This is a genomic window from Kluyvera sp. CRP, from assembly GCF_019930565.1.
Taxonomy (GTDB): Bacteria; Pseudomonadota; Gammaproteobacteria; order Enterobacterales; family Enterobacteriaceae; genus Kluyvera; species Kluyvera georgiana_A.
This window is the reverse complement of the sequence record NZ_CP082841.1, coordinates 651,153-669,917: the sequence shown is the minus strand read 5'-3', so window position 1 is coordinate 669,917 and position 18,765 is coordinate 651,153. Positions and strand designations below refer to the sequence as shown.

Annotated in this window: 11 protein-coding genes; 1 reads left to right on the top strand and 10 read right to left on the bottom strand. The window is 54.3% G+C overall.

Annotation, left to right across the window (positions count from 1 at the left end):
* Window positions 1-95 precede the first annotated feature (95 nt).
* The 5 genes from phnD to kdgT all read right to left on the bottom strand — a co-directional run bounded on the left by phnD (window position 96) and on the right by kdgT (window position 4,099).
* On the bottom strand, window positions 96-1,112 hold the full coding sequence (gene phnD, locus K7B04_RS03075) for a phosphonate ABC transporter substrate-binding protein (protein WP_223803468.1): 1,017 nt from the start codon (window positions 1,110-1,112) through the stop codon (window positions 96-98).
* Window positions 1,113-1,135: 23 nt separating this feature from the next.
* The gene (gene phnC, locus K7B04_RS03070) at window positions 1,136-1,924 is read right to left on the bottom strand and encodes a phosphonate ABC transporter ATP-binding protein (protein WP_167577088.1); all 789 of its coding nucleotides are present in this window, start codon (window positions 1,922-1,924) and stop codon (window positions 1,136-1,138) included.
* 132 nt (window positions 1,925-2,056) lie between these two features.
* On the bottom strand, window positions 2,057-2,503 hold the full coding sequence (yjdN, locus tag K7B04_RS03065) for a VOC family metalloprotein YjdN (protein WP_163447500.1): 447 nt from the start codon (window positions 2,501-2,503) through the stop codon (window positions 2,057-2,059).
* A 91-nt stretch (window positions 2,504-2,594) separates the two neighbouring features.
* A complete protein-coding gene (locus K7B04_RS03060) occupies window positions 2,595-2,930 on the bottom strand; it encodes a zinc ribbon domain-containing protein YjdM (protein ID WP_064546752.1) in 336 nt (111 codons plus the stop codon).
* A 170-nt stretch (window positions 2,931-3,100) separates the two neighbouring features.
* Window positions 3,101-4,099 carry a 2-keto-3-deoxygluconate transporter gene (gene kdgT / locus K7B04_RS03055; protein WP_163447499.1) on the bottom strand — a complete coding sequence of 333 codons (999 nt, stop codon included), beginning with the start codon at window positions 4,097-4,099 and terminating at the stop codon, window positions 3,101-3,103.
* A gap of 687 nt (window positions 4,100-4,786) precedes the next feature.
* Between kdgT and proP the strand changes: the two genes are divergently transcribed.
* Complete coding sequence (gene proP, locus K7B04_RS03050; protein ID WP_223803467.1) at window positions 4,787-6,289, top strand: glycine betaine/L-proline transporter ProP; 1,503 nt, start codon at window positions 4,787-4,789, stop codon at window positions 6,287-6,289.
* A gap of 86 nt (window positions 6,290-6,375) precedes the next feature.
* Here proP and K7B04_RS03045 read toward each other — a convergent pair whose 3' ends face one another.
* From K7B04_RS03045 to K7B04_RS24515, 5 genes are all read right to left on the bottom strand, one after another.
* Entirely contained in the window at window positions 6,376-7,710 is a 1,335-nt protein-coding gene (locus K7B04_RS03045; protein WP_223804113.1) for an HlyD family type I secretion periplasmic adaptor subunit, read from the bottom strand.
* Between the two features lie 16 nt (window positions 7,711-7,726).
* Window positions 7,727-9,913, bottom strand: a complete 2,187-nt coding sequence (locus tag K7B04_RS03040) for a type I secretion system permease/ATPase (RefSeq protein WP_163447497.1) — start codon at window positions 9,911-9,913, stop codon at window positions 7,727-7,729.
* Between the two features lie 97 nt (window positions 9,914-10,010).
* Window positions 10,011-11,363, bottom strand: a complete 1,353-nt coding sequence (locus K7B04_RS03035) for a TolC family outer membrane protein (RefSeq protein ID WP_167577359.1) — start codon at window positions 11,361-11,363, stop codon at window positions 10,011-10,013.
* Between the two features lie 129 nt (window positions 11,364-11,492).
* A complete protein-coding gene (locus K7B04_RS03030) occupies window positions 11,493-14,324 on the bottom strand; it encodes a retention module-containing protein (RefSeq protein ID WP_223803466.1) in 2,832 nt (943 codons plus the stop codon).
* Window positions 14,325-15,105: 781 nt separating this feature from the next.
* Window positions 15,106-18,711: a retention module-containing protein gene (locus tag K7B04_RS24515; protein WP_275957283.1), complete on the bottom strand. Its 3,606-nt coding sequence runs from the start codon at window positions 18,709-18,711 to the stop codon at window positions 15,106-15,108.
* Window positions 18,712-18,765 lie beyond the last annotated feature (54 nt).

The window sequence follows — 18,765 nt, the reverse complement described above, 5'->3', positions numbered from 1 at the left end:
TCCCTCTCCCTGTGGGAGAGGGCCGGGGTGAGGGCATCAGCGTGCGCCGTTGCCCCCTCACCCTAACCCTCTCCCCACGGGGGAGAGGGGATCGATCACTGCACCGCTTTAGTCACCGACGTCATCGCGCCAATCGCCGCCGTGGTACGGTCAAGGTCGTTCAGCCGCGCCTGAATCTCGGCGGTCTTCGCGGCTTTATCCGCGGCGTTCAGCGTGTCGTTGCCCTTCACCGTCTGCATCTCTTTAAACAGGGTCAACTGGCGAATCGGCAGCAGCTGGAGATCGCTGGAAGCGCGGAACGGCGCCCAGCCCAGACGTTCCAGCACCGCTTTCTGTTCCGGCGTTTTGCCGTAGTTCATAAAGAAGCTGTAGATCTTGTCTTTGGTGGATTCAGAGAGGTTTTTGCGCCACACAATCGGGTCGCCTGGGATCAGCGGTGATTTCCAGATAACCTTCAGCTCTTTCAGTTTGTCCGGCGCGGAGACCTTCAGCTTGTCGAGGTTTTCGGTGTTGTTGGTGGCCACATCCACCTGCTTGTTGGCGACGGCCAGGGCGTTGGTTTCATGGCTGGCGTTGACCGTGCGCTTGAAGTCGCTGGCGGAGGCGTTGTTTTTGGCGAAGACGTAGTAGCCAGGGACGAGGAAGCCGGAGGTGGAGTTCGGGTCACCGTTGCCGAAGGTCAGCTCTTTGCGTTTGGCGAGCAGGTCGTTGAGGTTGTTGATCGGGCTGTCTTTGTTGACGATCAGCACGCTCCAGTAGCCCGGCGAGCCGTCGGCGGCGACGGTCTGGGCGAACACCTGGCCGTTGGCGCGGTCCACCGCTTCCATCGCGGAGAGGTTACCGTACCAGGCGATATCCACTTTATTGAAGCGCATGCCCTGAATGATGCCCGCATAGTCTGGGGCGAAGAAAGCGTTCACCTTTACGCCCAGCGATTTTTCCATGTCCTTCAGGAACGGTTCCCACTGTGGCTTTAAGTTCTGCTGTGATTCCGTCGAAATAATGCCGAAGTTCAGCGCTTTTTCCTGTTCTTCCGCATGCACGGGGCTGAGCAGGGTGCTGAGGCTAAACATGCTGGTGAAGGCCAGCGCGGCAACCGCTTTATAACTCATTTCCATTCCTCATTGTGGGGACGTTAAGCAGCCTGCGCGTTCTGTTCGACGCGGTTTATGCTGCGGTAGAGATGGTCAAAACGTTCGTTATCAAACTGCTGGCTGCTGCCGTCGTAGAACACCTGTCCCTGGCGCAGCGCGACGATGCGTTCGCAGTAGCGCAGCGCATAGTCGACCTGATGCAGCGTCACCACCACGGTGATGCCGTCGGTCTGGTTAATGTCGCGCAGCGTGTCCATGACGATGCGCGCCGATTCCGGGTCCAGCGAGGCGATAGGTTCGTCGGCGAGGATCACTTTCGCCTGCTGCATCAGCGCACGGGCAATGGCCACGCGCTGCTGCTGGCCGCCGGACAGCGTTGATACACGCTGGTGGGCCATATGCGCCATGCCGACGCGGGTTAATGCCTGTAAAGCGCGCTGTTTCTGCTCGCGGGTGAACCAGCCCAAGCAGGTGCGCCAGAAAGGCGTGCTGCCGAGCGCGCCAATCAGCACGTTCTCCAGAACGCTCAGGCGGTTAACGAGGTTGAACTGCTGGAAGATATAGCCGGTGTGGGCGCGGCTCTTACGGATGTCGCGCGCCAAACGGCCCGCCTGCTGTACGGTTTTGCCCAGCAACTCAATGCGGCACTCCGGCGTTTTATCGCCGACGATGAGGCCGCTCAGATGACGTAAAAGGGTGGATTTGCCAGAACCGGACGGGCCAAGCAGAGCCACCATCTCACCGGCGTGAACGTTCAAATCAATAGCGTGTAGTACCTGGTGCTGGTTGAACGTCTTGTTGAGTTTTTCAACGCGAATCATGGTTTGCATATTGGGACCCTCAAAAAAGGTGGCCCCATCGTGGCGAACTCATGTGACATTTGGGTTAAGGCGGGATGACTCGATGATGAATAATTGACGGGAATTCGATGACAGGAAGGGAGGCCGCCGCCTCCCGCGTTGTCAGAGCGTCGGCTCTTGTTGTTTGACCACGTTAATCATCCACGGTACGCCGTACCGGTCGATTACACGGCCAAACCCGTGTGCCCAGAAGGTCTCTTGCCACGGCATTTCTACCTTGCCGTTGGCGGCGAGATTATCGAACCAGCGTTTACCTTCTTTAACGTCCTGAGTGTCGAGCACCAGCGTGAAGCCCGCGTAGTGGGCGTCGTCCGGGGAGATACCGTCGCTCATCATGATATCGCTGCCGGCGATGTGGACGTTGGCGTGGGCAATGGCGCTGTCGGGGAATTTCAGGCCGGAGGGGCATCCACCTTCATCATCCATCGATGAGGGCGGCATTTCGCCGAAGGTGATTTTGTAGCGCAGTTCCGCACCCAGCGCCTGCTGATAGTAGGCAATGGCATCGGCGCAGTTTCCGGAAAAGGCGAGATAGGGACTTAACGGCATAATCGTTACCTCAGGTAAGAGTCGCTCATTAAGTCTAGGTGCTGCTGAGGCAAAGTAACCAGGCGGGAAAGTGCTTTCCCGCCTGTAGGGATCAGTTCTTTTTCACAAACTCAGATTTCAGCTTCATTGGGCCAAAGCCGTCAATTTTGCAATCGATGTTGTGGTCGCCTTCGACCAGGCGGATGTTCTTCACTTTGGTGCCGATCTTCAACATGGAAGAGCTGCCCTTGACCTTCAGGTCTTTGACGACGGTGACGCTGTCGCCGTCGGCCAGCAGGTTGCCGTTAGCGTCTTTGACGATCAGCGCGTCGCTGTCTTGTGCGGGTTCAGCATCGTTCCACTCGTGTGCGCATTCCGGGCAGATGAACATGCCGTTGTCTTCGTAGGTGTATTCGGAGTTGCATTGTGGGCAGTGGGGTAATGACATGGAGTGTTTCCTCAAAAGTGCAGTGCGAAAGGCAAGGGCCTGAAAAAACGGCAAATCGCCGAAAATAGCCCTGATTATACAATAAAACCCTGCATTTGTCGGTGTTATCCCGGACGGGATGAGGAATGGCGGGGAAATTCACCCTCTCCCCCGCGGGGAGAGGGAACCGATTAGTGGTGCGCGGACTCCGGTATTACCTGCGTTTCGGCGTCTGCTGGTTTTGGTGCGCCGTAACGTTTCGCATACAGCGCGGTAATAATCGGCACCAGAATCGCGGTGACAATTACGCTGGCGGCAACCAGCGCCGTCGCGGAGGCGGCGACCGGGGCGAACGATGGGTTAATCTGCGCAATAATCACCGGGTTTGCCACGGCAGCGCCCGCTGCGGAGGAGGCGGCGACACCTGCGGTGCCGTTACCGCCACCGATGACGCGGTCAGCAATAATCAGCGGAATACCGGTGATAACGATAACGGCAACACCCAGTACGATACCCAGCAGGCCAGTGTCGAGAATCACGCTCAGGTTGATGGTATTACCCAGCGCAAAGCCGAAGAACGGAATCAGTACCGGCGTTGCTTTGCTGAAGAATGCACGCAGGTCGTGGTCCAGGTTGCCGAGGGTGAAACCAATCAGGAACGGCAGTACGGCGCCGATAAAGTGGTGCGGCTCGAAAGAAGCAAGACCAGCAGAACCGAGGATAACCATCGTCATCAGCGGGCCGGATTCCAGCGACATCAGGACGAAAGCGCCTGACTCTTCTTTCGTACCATACTGATTCATCAGGCTGGCATACAGGCCGCCGTTGGTCATATCCATTGCTGAGACAATCGCCAGAACGGAAAGTCCGGCGAAGAAACCGGTCTGAATACCCGTATCCGGAATGAACATGGCCGCAATCATTGCCACAACCCAGGCAACGGCGATTTTGGTCAGTACCAGGGTGCCGGATTTACGTAATACCGTCCCGGTGGCACGTAAATCAATGGATGCCCCAATGCAGAAGAACCAGACGGCCAGAATAGGCACCGTTCCGCCGATCATGCCTTTGGTGAAAGATCCGAAATATTCGCCGGTGCTCGGTGCGAAGGTATTTAATACCGCGCCTAACAGTAACGGGATAAGCATCATCCCGCCTGGGATTCGTTCCATTGTTGCTTTAATTTTCATCTGGCATCCTCGCCTCGTACCGTCCTCTGACGGCAGAAGAGATTAAGTATAATAATTTCAGTTGTTTATGTTGCTATCATCTGGTGTTTTCATGCCAGCGCACTCCGGTTAAGAAGAAATTTTCTGGCATGTTTAAAGCTGTTTCGGACGCTATAATGCATTTACTGGAATGCTGATTCAATGAAAATAAAACGATGTTTTAGTTATATAGATCACACATTTCATAAATGAGAAATGCGCTATGGTGAAATTGAATTGAGCTGTGAATTCTTTGTGAAAGATTCTGAAATATTTTTTTTCTTAAATGAGGGGGGAAAGGAGGTGATTTGCCCGGTTTTTCCACTGGTGAAGCGGCATTCGATAGGGGGAAAGTGAGCGAAATATTTCGGCGCTGTGGCGAGTGTCACTCTTTTGTTAAGTTGATCACAATATTAATCGCTGTTAGGGTAAATAGGATTGCCTCTCTGCGGGATATTTTTCGAGAGGCACCTTATTAACTGACAGACTCGCCATCAGGCCCAACAGGTTTGATTGTCGGAGAACATACTCCAACGCCGACATGCAAACCTGCTACGCTTGGATAAACGGAACCAGACTTGCCACGGTTCCCTTTACGCACCTTCGCAAACGCCTTGCCGTTTGCCCCCACTGGGTGTGCGTTCAAGGCGAAATTGAACGAGGAAAACCATGCTTAGAAGGAAAAAAGTAAAACCGATCACGCTACGTGACGTCACCATTATCGACGATGCCAAACTACGCAAAGCAATCACCGCAGCCTCGTTGGGCAACGCGATGGAGTGGTTCGATTTCGGGGTCTATGGATTTGTGGCCTACGCGCTGGGTAAAGTCTTCTTCCCGGACGCTGACCCAAGCGTGCAGATGATTGCCGCGCTGGGGACCTTCTCTGTTCCCTTCCTGATACGTCCGTTGGGCGGTTTGTTCTTCGGGATGCTAGGGGATAAATACGGTCGACAGAAGATTCTGTCTATCACCATCATTATTATGTCGCTCAGTACATTCTGTATCGGCCTTATTCCGTCGTATGAGTCCATTGGTATTTGGGCGCCGGTGTTGCTGCTGCTGTGTAAAATGGCGCAGGGCTTCTCGGTCGGCGGCGAATATACCGGAGCGTCGATCTTCGTAGCGGAATACTCGCCGGACCGTAAGCGCGGCTTTATGGGCAGCTGGCTGGACTTTGGTTCTATCGCCGGGTTTGTGATGGGCGCAGGGCTGGTGGTTCTGCTCTCGACGGCAGTGGGTGAGGCGAACTTCCTCGAGTGGGGCTGGCGTATTCCGTTCTTCGTCGCGCTGCCGCTGGGGATTATCGGTCTTTACCTGCGTCATGCGCTGGAAGAGACGCCAGCGTTCCAGCAGCACGTGGATAAACTCGAGCAGGGCGACCGTCAGGGTTTACAGGACGGGCCGAAAGTCTCGTTTAAAGAAATTGCGACCAAGCACTGGCGTAGCCTGCTGGCCTGTATCGGTCTGGTTATCTCGACCAACGTCACCTACTACATGTTGCTGACCTACATGCCGAGCTACCTGTCACATAACCTGCACTACTCCGAAGACCACGGGGTGCTGATCATCATCGCCATTATGATCGGTATGCTGTTTGTGCAGCCGGTGATGGGGCTGCTGAGCGACCGCTTTGGCCGTCGCCCATTTGTCGTGGTGGGTAGCGTGGCGTTGCTGGTGTTGTCGATTCCGGCATTTATCCTGATTAACAGTAACTCCATTGGTCTGATTTTCTCCGGCCTGCTGCTGCTCGCGGTGATCCTGAACTGCTTCACCGGGGTGATGGCGTCGTCGTTACCGGCGATGTTCCCAACCCACATTCGCTACAGCGCGCTGGCCAGCGCCTTTAACATCTCGGTGCTGGTGGCTGGTCTGACGCCTACGCTGGCGGCCTGGCTGGTGGAGTCGACGCAGAACCTGATGATGCCGGCTTACTATCTGATGGTGATTGCGGTGATTGGCCTGATTACCGGCGTGATGATGAAAGAGACCGCCAACCGTCCGCTGAAGGGCGCGACGCCTGCGGCCTCGGACATTGAGGAAGCGCGTGAGATTCTTCAGGAACATCACGACCATATTGAGCACAAGATTGAAGATATCGATGCGGAAATTGCCGCGCTGCAGGAGAAACGCTCGCAGCTGGTAATGCAGCATCCGAAGATTAACGAGTAACGTCTTCCGCGCTGCCGGACGACAGCGCCGACCGACATAACGAGCGATAACCCGGACGTACAGCAGTACGCCGGGTTTTTTTATGCTTAACGTTCGCGGAACGCTTCTGCTTTCGCGCGCAGAATCGGCTTCAGCAGGTAGGAGAGAATGGTTTTCTTACCAGTGATGATATCCACCGACGCCACCATCCCCGGGATAATAATCAGCGGTTTCTCGTCGCTGCCCAGGTGGTTTTTTTCGGTGCGCAGACGGATGACATAGAAACTCTTACCGTCTTTGTCGGTGACCGTATCGGGGCTTATCTGTTCCAGCTTAGCCTTCAGCCCGCCATAGATGGTGTAGTCATAGGCGGTGAATTTGACCATCGCTTCCTGCCCAGGGCGTAAGAACGCGATGTCCTGTGGGCGGATTTTCGCTTCGACCAGCAGCGTGTCGTCCAGCGGCACGATCTCCACCAGGTCGTTCCCCGGCTGGATAACGCCGCCGATGGTGTTGACCATCAGCTGCTGCACGATGCCGCGCACCGGCGAAGTCACCAGAGTACGGTTGACACGGTCTTCAATCGCCTTGCCGGAAGCTTCGGTTTTACTGAGATCGGTACGGGCTTCATTGAGCTGAGACAGCGCTTCGCTGCGATAGCGGCCACGCGTCTCGCTGATTTTGCTCTCAATCTCTTTGATCGCCGCTTCGGCTCTGGGGACGGCCAGCGTCACGGACTCAAGCTGTCCGCGGGTTTCGACTTCAGAACGACGCAGACGCAGAACTTCCACTTTGGAAATCGCCCCCTTGGCGACCAGTGGCTCAGACATGCTGATTTCCTGCTGTAACAGGCCCAGGCTGCGGCGGTACTGTGCGCCTTTTGCCTGATAGTCCAGCAGCTCCTGTTTCTTCTGCACCAGCTGTTCGTTCAGCCCGGACAGTTCGCTCTGAATGCGCTTGTTGACGCTGGCGAACAGTTCCATTTCACCGTTGGCGATATCCGGCGTTTTATTCAGAATTTCGGGTGAGAGCGTCAGGGTTTCTTTATTATCCAACTGGGCGGTCAGACGTTGAATACGGGCCTCCAGCGCCAGACGATCGGCCTCGGACTCGCCAGCGTTAGAGCGAAAACGGGTATCGTCCAGACGCAGCAGCGGCGCGCCGGCTTTGACCACTTCACCTTCGTGCACGAAGACCTCGGCGACAATACCGCCCTCCAGGTTCTGGATTTTTTGCAGGCGCGAGGAGGGAATCGCTTTGCCGTCACCACGCGTGACTTCATCAATATCGGCCAGTGATGCCCAGGCAATCATGATGATAAAGAAGCCGAGAATGGCCCACAGGGTGATTCGCACCACGCGTGGGGAATCATCAATGAGCGCCTTATTCACCTCGTTAGCAGTGAGCGTTGACGCGTTTTTGTCGCCAAACAACCACTTCATAAAGCGGGTAAGTCGGTTAGCGTTGCGCATGAATTTGTCCTTTCTTCAGTGCGTTCATCACGCTTTCTTTCGGACCATCGGCGATGATTTTGCCATTGTCGAGGATGATCAGTCGGTCGACCAGCGTGAGCAACGAGGCGCGGTGGGTGACCAGCAGCAGCGTTTTATTGCTGACCATGGGGGCTAGCGACTTCTTAATCAGATCTTCGCTGGTGTTATCCATGGAGCTGGTCGGCTCATCCATCAGCAGCACCGGTGGGTCGAGCAGCAGCGCGCGAGCCAGGGCCACGGCCTGTCGCTGGCCGCCGGAAAGATTCATCCCGCGCTCACCGACCTGCATGTTATAGCCGGACGGGTGACGGCGAGCGAATTCATGCACCCCCGCCAGCGTGGCGGCGCGCAGCATGGTCTCTTCATCCACGTAGCTGGCGCCGCTTAACAGGTTGTCGCGCAGCGTGCCGCTGAACAGGTGAATATCCTGCGGCGCGTAGCCGATATTATGGCGGACGTCATTGACGTCGAGTTGACGAGCGTCGATGCCGTCAATCAGAATGGTGCCGCCGTCAGGTTGGTAGAAGCCAACCAGCAGCTTGGCCAGCGAGCTTTTGCCGGAGCCGCTACGGCCAATAATCCCGACCTTCTCACCCGGCTCAATTTTCAACGAAATACCGTTGAGTGACAGGTACTGGTTTTGCGGATAGTGGAAGCTGACGTCGCGAAATTCGATGGCGCCAGTCAGCGTCTCGCGCTTCAACGGCACTTCATTTTCTTCGACCTCTTGCTCCAGATCCATCATGCGGTCGATGGTCGCTTTGGTCATTTTGGCGCGCTGGTAGCGGGTGATCAGGCTACACAGCTGGCCAATCGGCATCATTGCGCGACGGTTGAGCAGGTAGCAGGCGATGAGCCCCCCCATACTGAGATTACCGGCGATAATGCTGTAAACCCCAACGATAATCATCGCCACGCCAGCAATTTTTTGGACCCAGGCGGTAAAGTTGACAGCAATATAGGAGAGCGATTTTACCCGCAGCTCCAGCTTGCTCAATTGGCCGATAATTTGTTCCCACTGGTACTGACGCTCGCTTTGCGCATTGTTGACCTTGATGGCATCCAGACCCGTTAGCGTCTCAACCAGCATGGCCTGTCGCTCTGTCGACAAGCGATATGTTTTCTGAACCTGTGTTTGTAAAGGCTTCTGGATCAGCCAGTTCACAACCAATGCGATGGGATAGCACAGCAGAGGAATGAACGCGAGCGGACCGCCGACAATGGCAATAACCAGCAGCACCAACAGCGTGAACGGGAAGTCGATGAGCATGGTGAGCGTTAGCGATGAAAGAAAATCCCGAATGGATTGGTATTCCTGGAATTGCTGTGTGAAGCCGCCGACGCGTTGAGGGCGCTGCTTCATCTTCATTCCGAGCAGGCGTTCAAACAGCGCTGCCGAGACAATCAGATCGGTCTTTTTTCCCGCGATATCGAGACAGACACCGCGTAAAATTTTAAGAATGAAATCAAAAACAAAGGCGATCGAAATGCCGATAGCCAGTACCCAGAGGGTGGCGGTCGCCTGATTGGGCACCACGCGGTCATAGACGTTCATCACGAACAGCGGCGTGGCAATGGCGATCACGTTGATGATAAAACTGGCGACGATCGAATCAAGATAGAGGAATTTCGATAGTTTTAACGTGTCTTTAAACCAGGATTTGGTGCGAGGAATGGTCGCCGTAGGTTGACTGCCGAACTCATGTCCCGGCTGAATAAAAATCGTTTTCCCGCTGTAGTTCTCCGCCAGCGTTTCGCGCTCAAGCACCTTTTCGCCACCTTCGGTTTCGGCGGATAGCAGGCGGGCGCGCTGTTGATCATCCCAGCCGATCAGCACCGCGGCCTGATCGTTTTTGAGCAGCACGATGGCCGGCAGTGAGAGGGCGGTAATTTTTTCCAGCGGCCTCTGCAGCACACGCGCTTTTAACCCCGCGCGCTGAGCGGCTCGCGGAAATGCGCTCAGGGTCAGTCGGTGTGCTTCAAGCGGTAAACCGGCGGTTAATACATTTCGGCTGGTGATGACGTTGTGCAGTTTGCACACAATCATTAGCGAATCGAGTAAGGGATCATCATGGTTTTGACGTGGGTCGAGTCTGATGTGGTCATCAGTAGAGGTATTTGCTTGCTCAAGTGGATCAGTATAAGACGCCATAATCCGACCTTATATACCAGCGAAAAAATCGCTAAGGCTAAAGAATATAATGGGTTATCCCATCGTGAGATGAGATAACCCGCAGGTCCAAAATCAGTTACTTCAGGTCAGGTAAATTACTGTGTGCCGTTTGCTGTACCTCGACCGGCTGCGCGGCAGACGGTGCCTGAATATTCAGCTGTTTTAACAGATCGCCGATGCGTGCGTTGATACGGTAGGTGGTGAACATCTCCGTGAACTGCATCTCAACGTAACGGCGCTGGGCGTTGAACACTTCGTTTTCGCTGTCCAGCATATCCAGCAGGCTACGTTCACCGATGCTGAACTGCTCCTGGTACGCGGTACGTACGACGGCGCTGCGATCGGCATAATCTTTGGCGATCGGCACCTGTTGTTTAGCGTTCTGCCAGGCGTTCCACGACAGCCGCAGCTCTTCATCCAGCTGGCGAAGGGCGTTACGCTTCACGTCCTGCGCTTCCTGCATTTTATAAGCATAGGATGACAACTGCGCCTGATCGCTGCCGCCGTTAAACAGGTTATAGTTCATACGAACCATGGCCTGCCACTCCTGGTCGTGACCACGCGTGCCGTCAACGTTGTTATCCATACGGCGGCCAACGTCGATATTGACGCTCGGATAGAAGCGGGATTTCGCCGCTTCGTACTGCTGACGGGTGGCTTCAACGTCTGAGTCCGCCTGTTTCAGCAGTGGGCTGTTTTCCAGCATCAGCTTGCGCGCTTCGGCCTGCGAGGCCGGGATCTTTGTGGTCATCGGCATTGACAGACCGGTGGCTTCTTTCCCGACGACGCTGTAGTAGTTGGCCTGCGCGTCCTCTAGGTTGGTTTGCTCGGTCAGTAGGTTGTTTTTCGCCTGCGCAAGACGAGCCTGCGCCTGCTCATAGTCGGCGGTACGGCCTACGCCCTGCTCGGTGCGTAAACGAATCTGATCGAAAATACGTTCGTGGCTTTTCAGGTTATCCTGCGCCAGTTTCACCATCTTTTGCCGCATCAGCACGTCGAGATAGCTCTGGATCGCATCCAGTGCCGTCACTTCGCTGGTGTTCATTACCGAGAACGCCCGCGAGTTAACGGTGGCTTTCTGGCGCGCGACTTCGCTGGAGGTGGCGAAGCCGTTAAACACGTTCTGCCGCAGGTTGATGCTGGACTCACTGCGGTGCAGGTTACGGCGATGATCGTCCGCCGCGCGAGTCGATGAGTTGTCGGTTTGTTCCCAACCGGTGCCGGCAGACAGATCCAGGGTCGGCAGATACCCGCCCTTGGCCGCGCGCAAATCCTGGTCTGCAGAATAGCGACTGTTGACCGACGCGCTCACCTGCGGATGCCACAGTAAACTGTCTTTGACCGCTTGCTCAAGCGTTGCTGCGCTAACCGTGTTGGCAAACAGTAATGGCAGAGAGATGCCTGTTAATATCCGAATGTGTTTGTTCATCATGACGTCCTTTCCTTACGTTCATTTCCCTGACTCGTGGCTTAATCCACCAGAGGTCATGTCATTAGACAAAAAGTCAACCAGGTGTTGACGTGCATGGGGCTGATAACAGCCCCATGACGTTATGCATCAGGCTTCGACTTCTGGCTTCGCAATCAAATCATCAGGGTCATTGCTGGCCCAGGTTTGATTGTCATCCGTATCGCCGCCTTCCGCTGGAACATGTTCAACGTCATTCGGTGTTTCTGCCGTTTCCGTTGTCTCCGTTGTTTGAATGAGGCTGGAGAGATCCTTATTATCACCGTCGTGAATCATATCACTGAATGACAATGGTTCATCCTGACTAATAATGGTGGCTTCTTGTCCAGACTCATTGCTTTCGCTATTGAGGCTAGTTTCCTCGCTGGCGGTTTCTGTTTCATGAAGAGAATCGTCCTCGGTACCGCCTAACAGCGTGCTGAGCGAGGACTCTTCCGTTTCAGCGTTCGTATCGTGCACAAGATCGCTGTCGGTTGTGGAGCGATCGGACTCGTCATCGATGTTATCGAGGTCCAGTGGGTCGTTATCAACCAGCAGATTCTCGCTCTTATCTGCGTCGGTATCCTGCGTATCAGAAGTATTGTCCGCCGTATCCAGCGAAACGTCGTCCATATTATCGACGGTGTGCTCTTCCGTGTGGTCGAGGTTATCCGCCGTCTGCAGCGCATGCTCTTCATCCTGGTTTGCATCCAGGGAGGCATCGTCCTGGTGATCGCTATCCATGGCCATCATGACACTTTCTTCCCCCAGCCCATCGGTCAGGTCGGCGATTTGTAACTCTGAGTTGTCGGCGCTATCGTCGTAGTCATATTCAACGGTATCGCTGAACGCCTCTTCGCCGTTGATACCGTCAAACGTATGGTCGCCTGCAGAGGTTTCCACGTTCATGACAATATCGCCGATGACCTGTTCACCATCCGGGAGGGTAATCGTCATTTTCCCTTCGTAATGCGTGGTTCCCGTCTCAAAGGTGAGCGTATAAACGCCATTGTCATAGGTATAGTGGGCTAGCCCATTACCTTTAAATTCGGCGCCTTCGGGGATCCCCTTCAGCGTTATGTGGGTTAAGGTCTGTTCGCCGCTGCTGCTTTCCAACTGGATGTCCAGGTTTAGGGTCACGGTCCACGTGGCCGTGGTATCGCCCGGATGTACGGAAAGACCATCGCCGTAGATGATGCCTTCAATAAAGTTACAGGTGCCGAGAATCGGTTTTCCATCAGCATTCAGCACGGTGATAGCAGTAAGTTCGTTGGTTCGGCCCGTATTAGGGTCACTGGCCTCCATTTTATAATCGTCACCGGCGCCCTGTAGGAATATGTAATCCTTATATTCCGAACCGCCGTTCATCTTGTTGCCTTGAATTTTATTGATGGCTTCGATTTTGCCCCCTTTTTCGAAGCCACTTCCTTCATGGATAATGAAAATATCGCTGTATTTTTCGCCACCGTCGGCGCTGGTGTTATTACCGTTGTAATACATGATCTGCTTCGCAGGATCAGAGCACTCAGGAATATCATCACCTGGTGTTATCCATACGCGCACGTTATCGCCAATGGCGACAATTTTCCCATCCACAACGTCAAAACCGAGCCCGCTTGGATCGTCTGCTCCGCCGTTGATATGAAGAACCTTATCTTCTACTGGCTCACCTGGGTTCTCTGATTTCCCGCCAGGAGATATATCAACGGAAATCTTAATTTTATCGGTATCCGCATCGGCGTCGGAATCAGCGTCGGCATCGGCATCTGCATCTGTGTCGGCATCGGCGTCCGCATCGGCGTCCGCATCAGCATCAGCATCAGCATCAGCGTCCGCATCAGCGTCGGCATCCGCATCAGCGTCGGCATCCGCATCAGCGTCGGCATCGGCATCGGCATCGGCGTCCGCATCGGCATCGGCGTCCGCATCGGCATCAGCATCAGCGTCGGCATCAGCATCAGCGTCGGCATCAGCGTCCGCGTCGGCATCAGCGTCCGCGTCGGCATCGGCATCAGCGTCCGCATCAGCGTCCGCATCCGCGTCGGCATCGGCATCAGCGTCCGCATCAGCGTCGGCATCAGCGTCGGCATCCGCATCAGCGTCGGCGTCGGCATCGGCATCGGCGTCGGCATCGGCGTCGGCGTCCGCATCAGCATCGGCATCGGCATCCGCGTCGGCATCGGCGTCGGCGTCGGCGTCCGCATCAGCATCGGCATCCGCGTCGGCATCGGCGTCCGCATCGGCATCCGCATCGGCATCCGCGTCGGCATCGGCATCGGCGTCGGCATCGGCATCGGCGTCGGCATCAGCATCGGCGTCGGCATCGGCATCGGCATCGGCATCAGCGTCGGCATCGGCATCAGCATCGGCATCAGCATCGGCATCGGCATCGGCATCGGCATCGGCATCAGCATCGGCATCGGCGTCTGTATCATCTCCGGTGGCGATATTTTCATCCGGATTAAGAATGGTCTGTTCTTCTACAATATCCGTATCGGGAAAATCCAGGCCTTCCGTAGGGTAGCCAGCAGTAGGGTCGACCACTTCACCGGTCAGATCCAGTATCACATGCGTGTGTGAGCCGCCGACGCCAGGTGCGCCACCGCTTTCAACGATGGTTTGCGGGCCAGCTGCGGTGGCTTCAAGTATTTGGGTCGGGTCCTGACCATCGGCAATAGCCTGCTGTATGGCTGCGACGTCAGTAGGAGTGGTTTCAGGAGTCGTAGTAGGGGAGATGCTTGCGCTGTCCCAGAGGCTATCGCGCCCAAGATCGAGATTTTTGCCATTTGCCAGGCTTACCGTGACTGCGCCATCGGCACCTGTTTCAATTTGTTCGCCGGCAAAAATTTTATCCCCTTCCACCAGTAAGCGTCTGCTTCCGTCAGGTGAAATAGCGAAGGCCTGTCCTATAATCGCTTTTATTATTCCGGTTACATCAGCCATATCTTACTCCTCTTAATCTTACGTGAACGGTTCCATTTGTTCATGGCTCATAGAGTTGTGGTGTATTACGTTGCTCCATGACAGCACCTGCGACACAAAACACTACAGCTAATACTTTTTGTGAGTGTGCTGATAGTATTCCAGCCCCTCATGGAGATGAGGTCTGGTAAATAAAAGCTGGCTATAGTGGTAAGGTAATATGCAAAAAAAACGCTTTCTTTGATTTTAATGTCGTTTTGGTAAGAATTTTCTGTAAAGAAATTAGGATGTGATTATTTTCCGTAGGTGAGTAAGTTGCATATGGAGATTGTTATTGATGCTATTGCATGTAACTTATTGATACTTAATTAAGTTAATTATCTTTATGTATTTTTTTAGCCACGTTCAGCAATGTTTTTGCATTATAAGGTTATAACTTTTTGATAATAAATGAGGTGTTCTGATACTTGATTCCTGGCTGGTTTTTATTCCAGTGTTACCTCTAATACATAAGATTATCTTGTTGTAAGAAAAGGATATATCATTTGGAATGTTTTAGTTTTATTCATATGATTGATTAATTAATTTAACCTGTTAACGTATTGGGTAACGCATATTGGTTAGAATAACGTGATTTCGTATCTATAATTGTTTTGTTGTAGGTATTTTATGGTGGTAATACGTAATATCAGACCATCTGGTATAAAAAAATAGATAAGAAAGATTGGTTTATATACTTAGGGTTTTTGAATGTATTCGACAGTGGAAAAGAAAAGGGCTAGCCTGCGCTAGCCCTTTTGTATTAGACATCCGTATCTGGTTGCGCGATAAGACTATCAAGTTCGGCAGCCTCATGAACACCCCAGTGTTCCCCACCGTCGCTATCCGAGCTTTCAGCTGGCACGTCCTGAATGTGTCCTGCCGCCGGGTCGTTATCAGTAGGATCAGCAACCTGAATCAGTGAGCTGAGATCTTTGGCGTCATCATCATGGATAATGTCGCTGAGATCGATAACCTTCACCTGATTCGACTCGCTGTTTTCGACCGTTGCTGAGTTGTCCGTCGGTGTTACCTCACTCTGCGCGGTATCAGCGCTGTTCAACTGGCTATCGATATCATCGAGCAAGAGAGTGAGCGATGTTTCCGGGCTTTCTTCAGCAGTTTGCGTCAGCGACGCATCCTGATCGACATTGCTCAGGTCGAGATCATCGTGGTCAACCAGCAGGGTCGAGGTATCCTGTTCCGCGCCTGTTGTTTCCGCGTTATCCGTTCCGTCCACGTCTGCGTCAACGCTGTGGTCAGCGACGCTATCGCCTTCAATCTGATCCGCTGTTGACGCTTCTTCCGACTGCTCTGCTGAACCTGTCTCTTGCGTTTGATCTGTGCTGGCACTGTCATCGGTTGTATCCGTTGACGCAGTCGTCTCCGTATGATCGTCCGATGTATGCTCCGGCGAACTATCGGTGCTATCCGCAGTATCGACGTGATCGGCAGTCGCGTGGTGCACATCGTCATCTGCGCTCATCAGAGTAGCCGAGTCGCTATCCGCGTGATGATCTTCGTCGCCAGTGATGGCGATCGCGTGATCGCCACTGTTGGCATCGATATCGCCTGACGAGTGCGACGAACCATCAACCTCAGTGGTGATTTCCACTTTGATCGACCCAAGATCGTCTATCTGGGTCGATGAGGTAAAGGTGAGATCCATATCCAGGTTGCTATCACCGGTGATATCGATAACCACATTTCCATGCGCATCAACCGTATAGTCTTCGCCGTTGTAGCTGATTGTTGTCCCCGGCGGCAACCCGGTGAGTTTGATCGACGAGATATGGTCATTACCCGCCGCACCATCGAGGTTCGCATCAATGTTCAGCTCATACTGCCAGGTGGTATGGGTATCCGGATGTGAAGGATCCAGACCTTCTTTCCCGTCACCGGAAATAACTTCACTCACCCGGTTGTTGCCGCCATACGTTTTACCGTTAATGGTGACGTTTACACTTTCGTAATAGTTGATGCTGTTATTGACGTTGGCTGAGCCCGCAGACGAGCTCCAGCTTGATGAACCCGGAACAAAGATGTAGTCGTTGGCGTTACTCGACGTCGGCTCTCGATTCCCGTTCACCGCGTTCATTGAGTGCTGTGTGCCATCACCTTGGGTATAGGTACTGTCTTCATGGAGTACGAAGATATCTGTTTTACCCTCGTTACCCTGCGCATTACCCTGGTCGTAAACGTGAATATTTTCAGCAGGAATATCGCTGGAAACGTATTTTCCAATATCCCCTGCCGAAACCCAGACCACCACGTTGGCGCCAACCGCGACGATCATTCCGTTGCTATCGACGTCAAAACCATTTCCGCTTGGATCTTTACTGCCGCCGTTTACCTGCGTGACTTTCGATGACTCCGTCGCGGTCACATTGACGTTGAGGGTGACGTTGGAGTCAGAGTCAGAGTCGGAATCGGAGTCGCTGTCGGAATCGGAGTCGCTGTCGGAATCCGAATCGCTGTCCGAGTCCGAGTCGCTGTCAGAATCGGAGTCACTGTCGGAGTCCGAGTCACTGTCGGAGTCCGAGTCACTGTCGGAGTCCGAATCGCTGTCAGAATCCGAGTCGCTATCGGAATCGGAGTCGCTGTCGGAATCCGAATCGCTGTCCGAGTCGGAGTCACTGTCGGAGTCCGAGTCACTGTCAGCATCCGAGTCACTGTCGGAATCGGAGTCACTGTCGGAGTCCGAGTCGCTGTCAGAATCCGAATCGCTGTCAGAGTCCGAGTCACTGTCAGCATCCGAGTCACTGTCGGAATCGGAGTCACTGTCGGAGTCCGAGTCGCTGTCAGAATCCGAATCGCTGTCAGAGTCCGAGTCACTGTCAGAATCGGAATCGCTGTCGGAATCGGAGTCGCTGTCAGAATCGGAGTCGCTGTCAGAATCGGAGTCGCTGTCAGAATCGGAGTCGCTGTCAGAATCGGAGTCGCTGTCAGAGTCCGAGTCGCTGTCAGAATCGGAGTCGCTGTCAGAGTCCGAGTCACTGTCAGAATCGGAGTCACTGTCGGAATCGGAGTCGCTGTCAGAATCGGAGTCACTGTCAGAATCGGAGTCGCTGTCTGAATCGGAGTCGCTGTCGGAATCCGAATCGCTGTCCGAGTCGGAGTCACTGTCGGAGTCCGAATCGCTGTCAGAATCGGAATCGCTGTCGGAATCCGAGTCACTGTCGGCATCGGAGTCGCTGTCAGAATCGGAGTCGCTATCGGAATCGGAATCGGAATCGCTGTCAGAGTCCGAGTCGCTGTCGGAATCGGAGTCGCTGTCGGAATCGGAGTCGCTGTCGGAATCGGAGTCGCTGTCGGAATCGGAGTCACTGTCAGAATCGGAGTCACTGTCGGAGTCCGAGTCACTGTCGGCATCGGAGTCGCTGTCAGAATCGGAGTCGCTATCGGAATCCGAATCGCTATCGGAATCCGAATCGCTATCCGAGTCGGAGTCACTGTCGGAGTCCGAGTCGCTATCAGAATCGGAGTCGCTATCGGAATCTGAATCGCTGTCCGAGTCGGAGTCACTGTCTGAATCGGAGTCACTGTCTGAATCTGAGTCACTGTCGGCATCCGAGTCACTGTCGGCATCCGAGTCACTGTCGGCATCCGAGTCGCTGTCGGAATCGGAGTCGCTGTCAGAATCGGAGTCGCTGTCAGAATCGGAGTCGCTGTCAGAATCGGAGTCGCTGTCAGAATCGGAGTCGCTGTCAGAATCGGAGTCACTGTCGGCATCCGAGTCACTGTCAGAATCGGAGTCACTGTCGGCATCCGAGTCGCTGTCGGAATCGGAGTCGCTATCGGAATCCGAATCGCTGTCCGAGTCGGAGTCACTGTCAGAATCCGAATCGCTGTCGGCGTCCGAATCACTCTCATCCTCAGTATCCGATCGATCCAGAACCGTCAGTTCCTCTTCTATCGGCGTATTGGGGAAATCGAGACCTTCAGTCGGATATCCGGCTGTAGGGTCGACTCTTTCGCCGGTGAGATCCAGGATAACGTGAGTATGGGCACCGCCTGCGCCGGGCTCGCCACTGCCGGTCGTGGTTTGTGGGCCTGCGGCGGTGGCCTCAAGAATTTGTGTCGGGTCCTGACCATCCGCAATCGCCTGCTGAATGGCGGCAATATCCGTGGTGTCGGTTGCGTCAGGTGTGGTGGCGATGCCGTGGCCGCCATCCCAGTGGCTGTCGCGGCCCAGATCTAACGTTTTCCCGTCAGGGAGAGCGAGGGTGACGGCACCGTTGGCGCCGGTTTCAATTTGCTCGCCGTCGAGGAGTTTATCGCCCTCAACGAGCAGGCGCCGGGTTCCGTCAGGTGAAATTGCGAAGACCTGACCGATAATCGCTTTAATTGTGCCGGCTATACCGTTCATCTTGCTCTCCCATTGGTCTTGCGCGGTGTTTTCCGTTTCCGCTGGAATATTTTT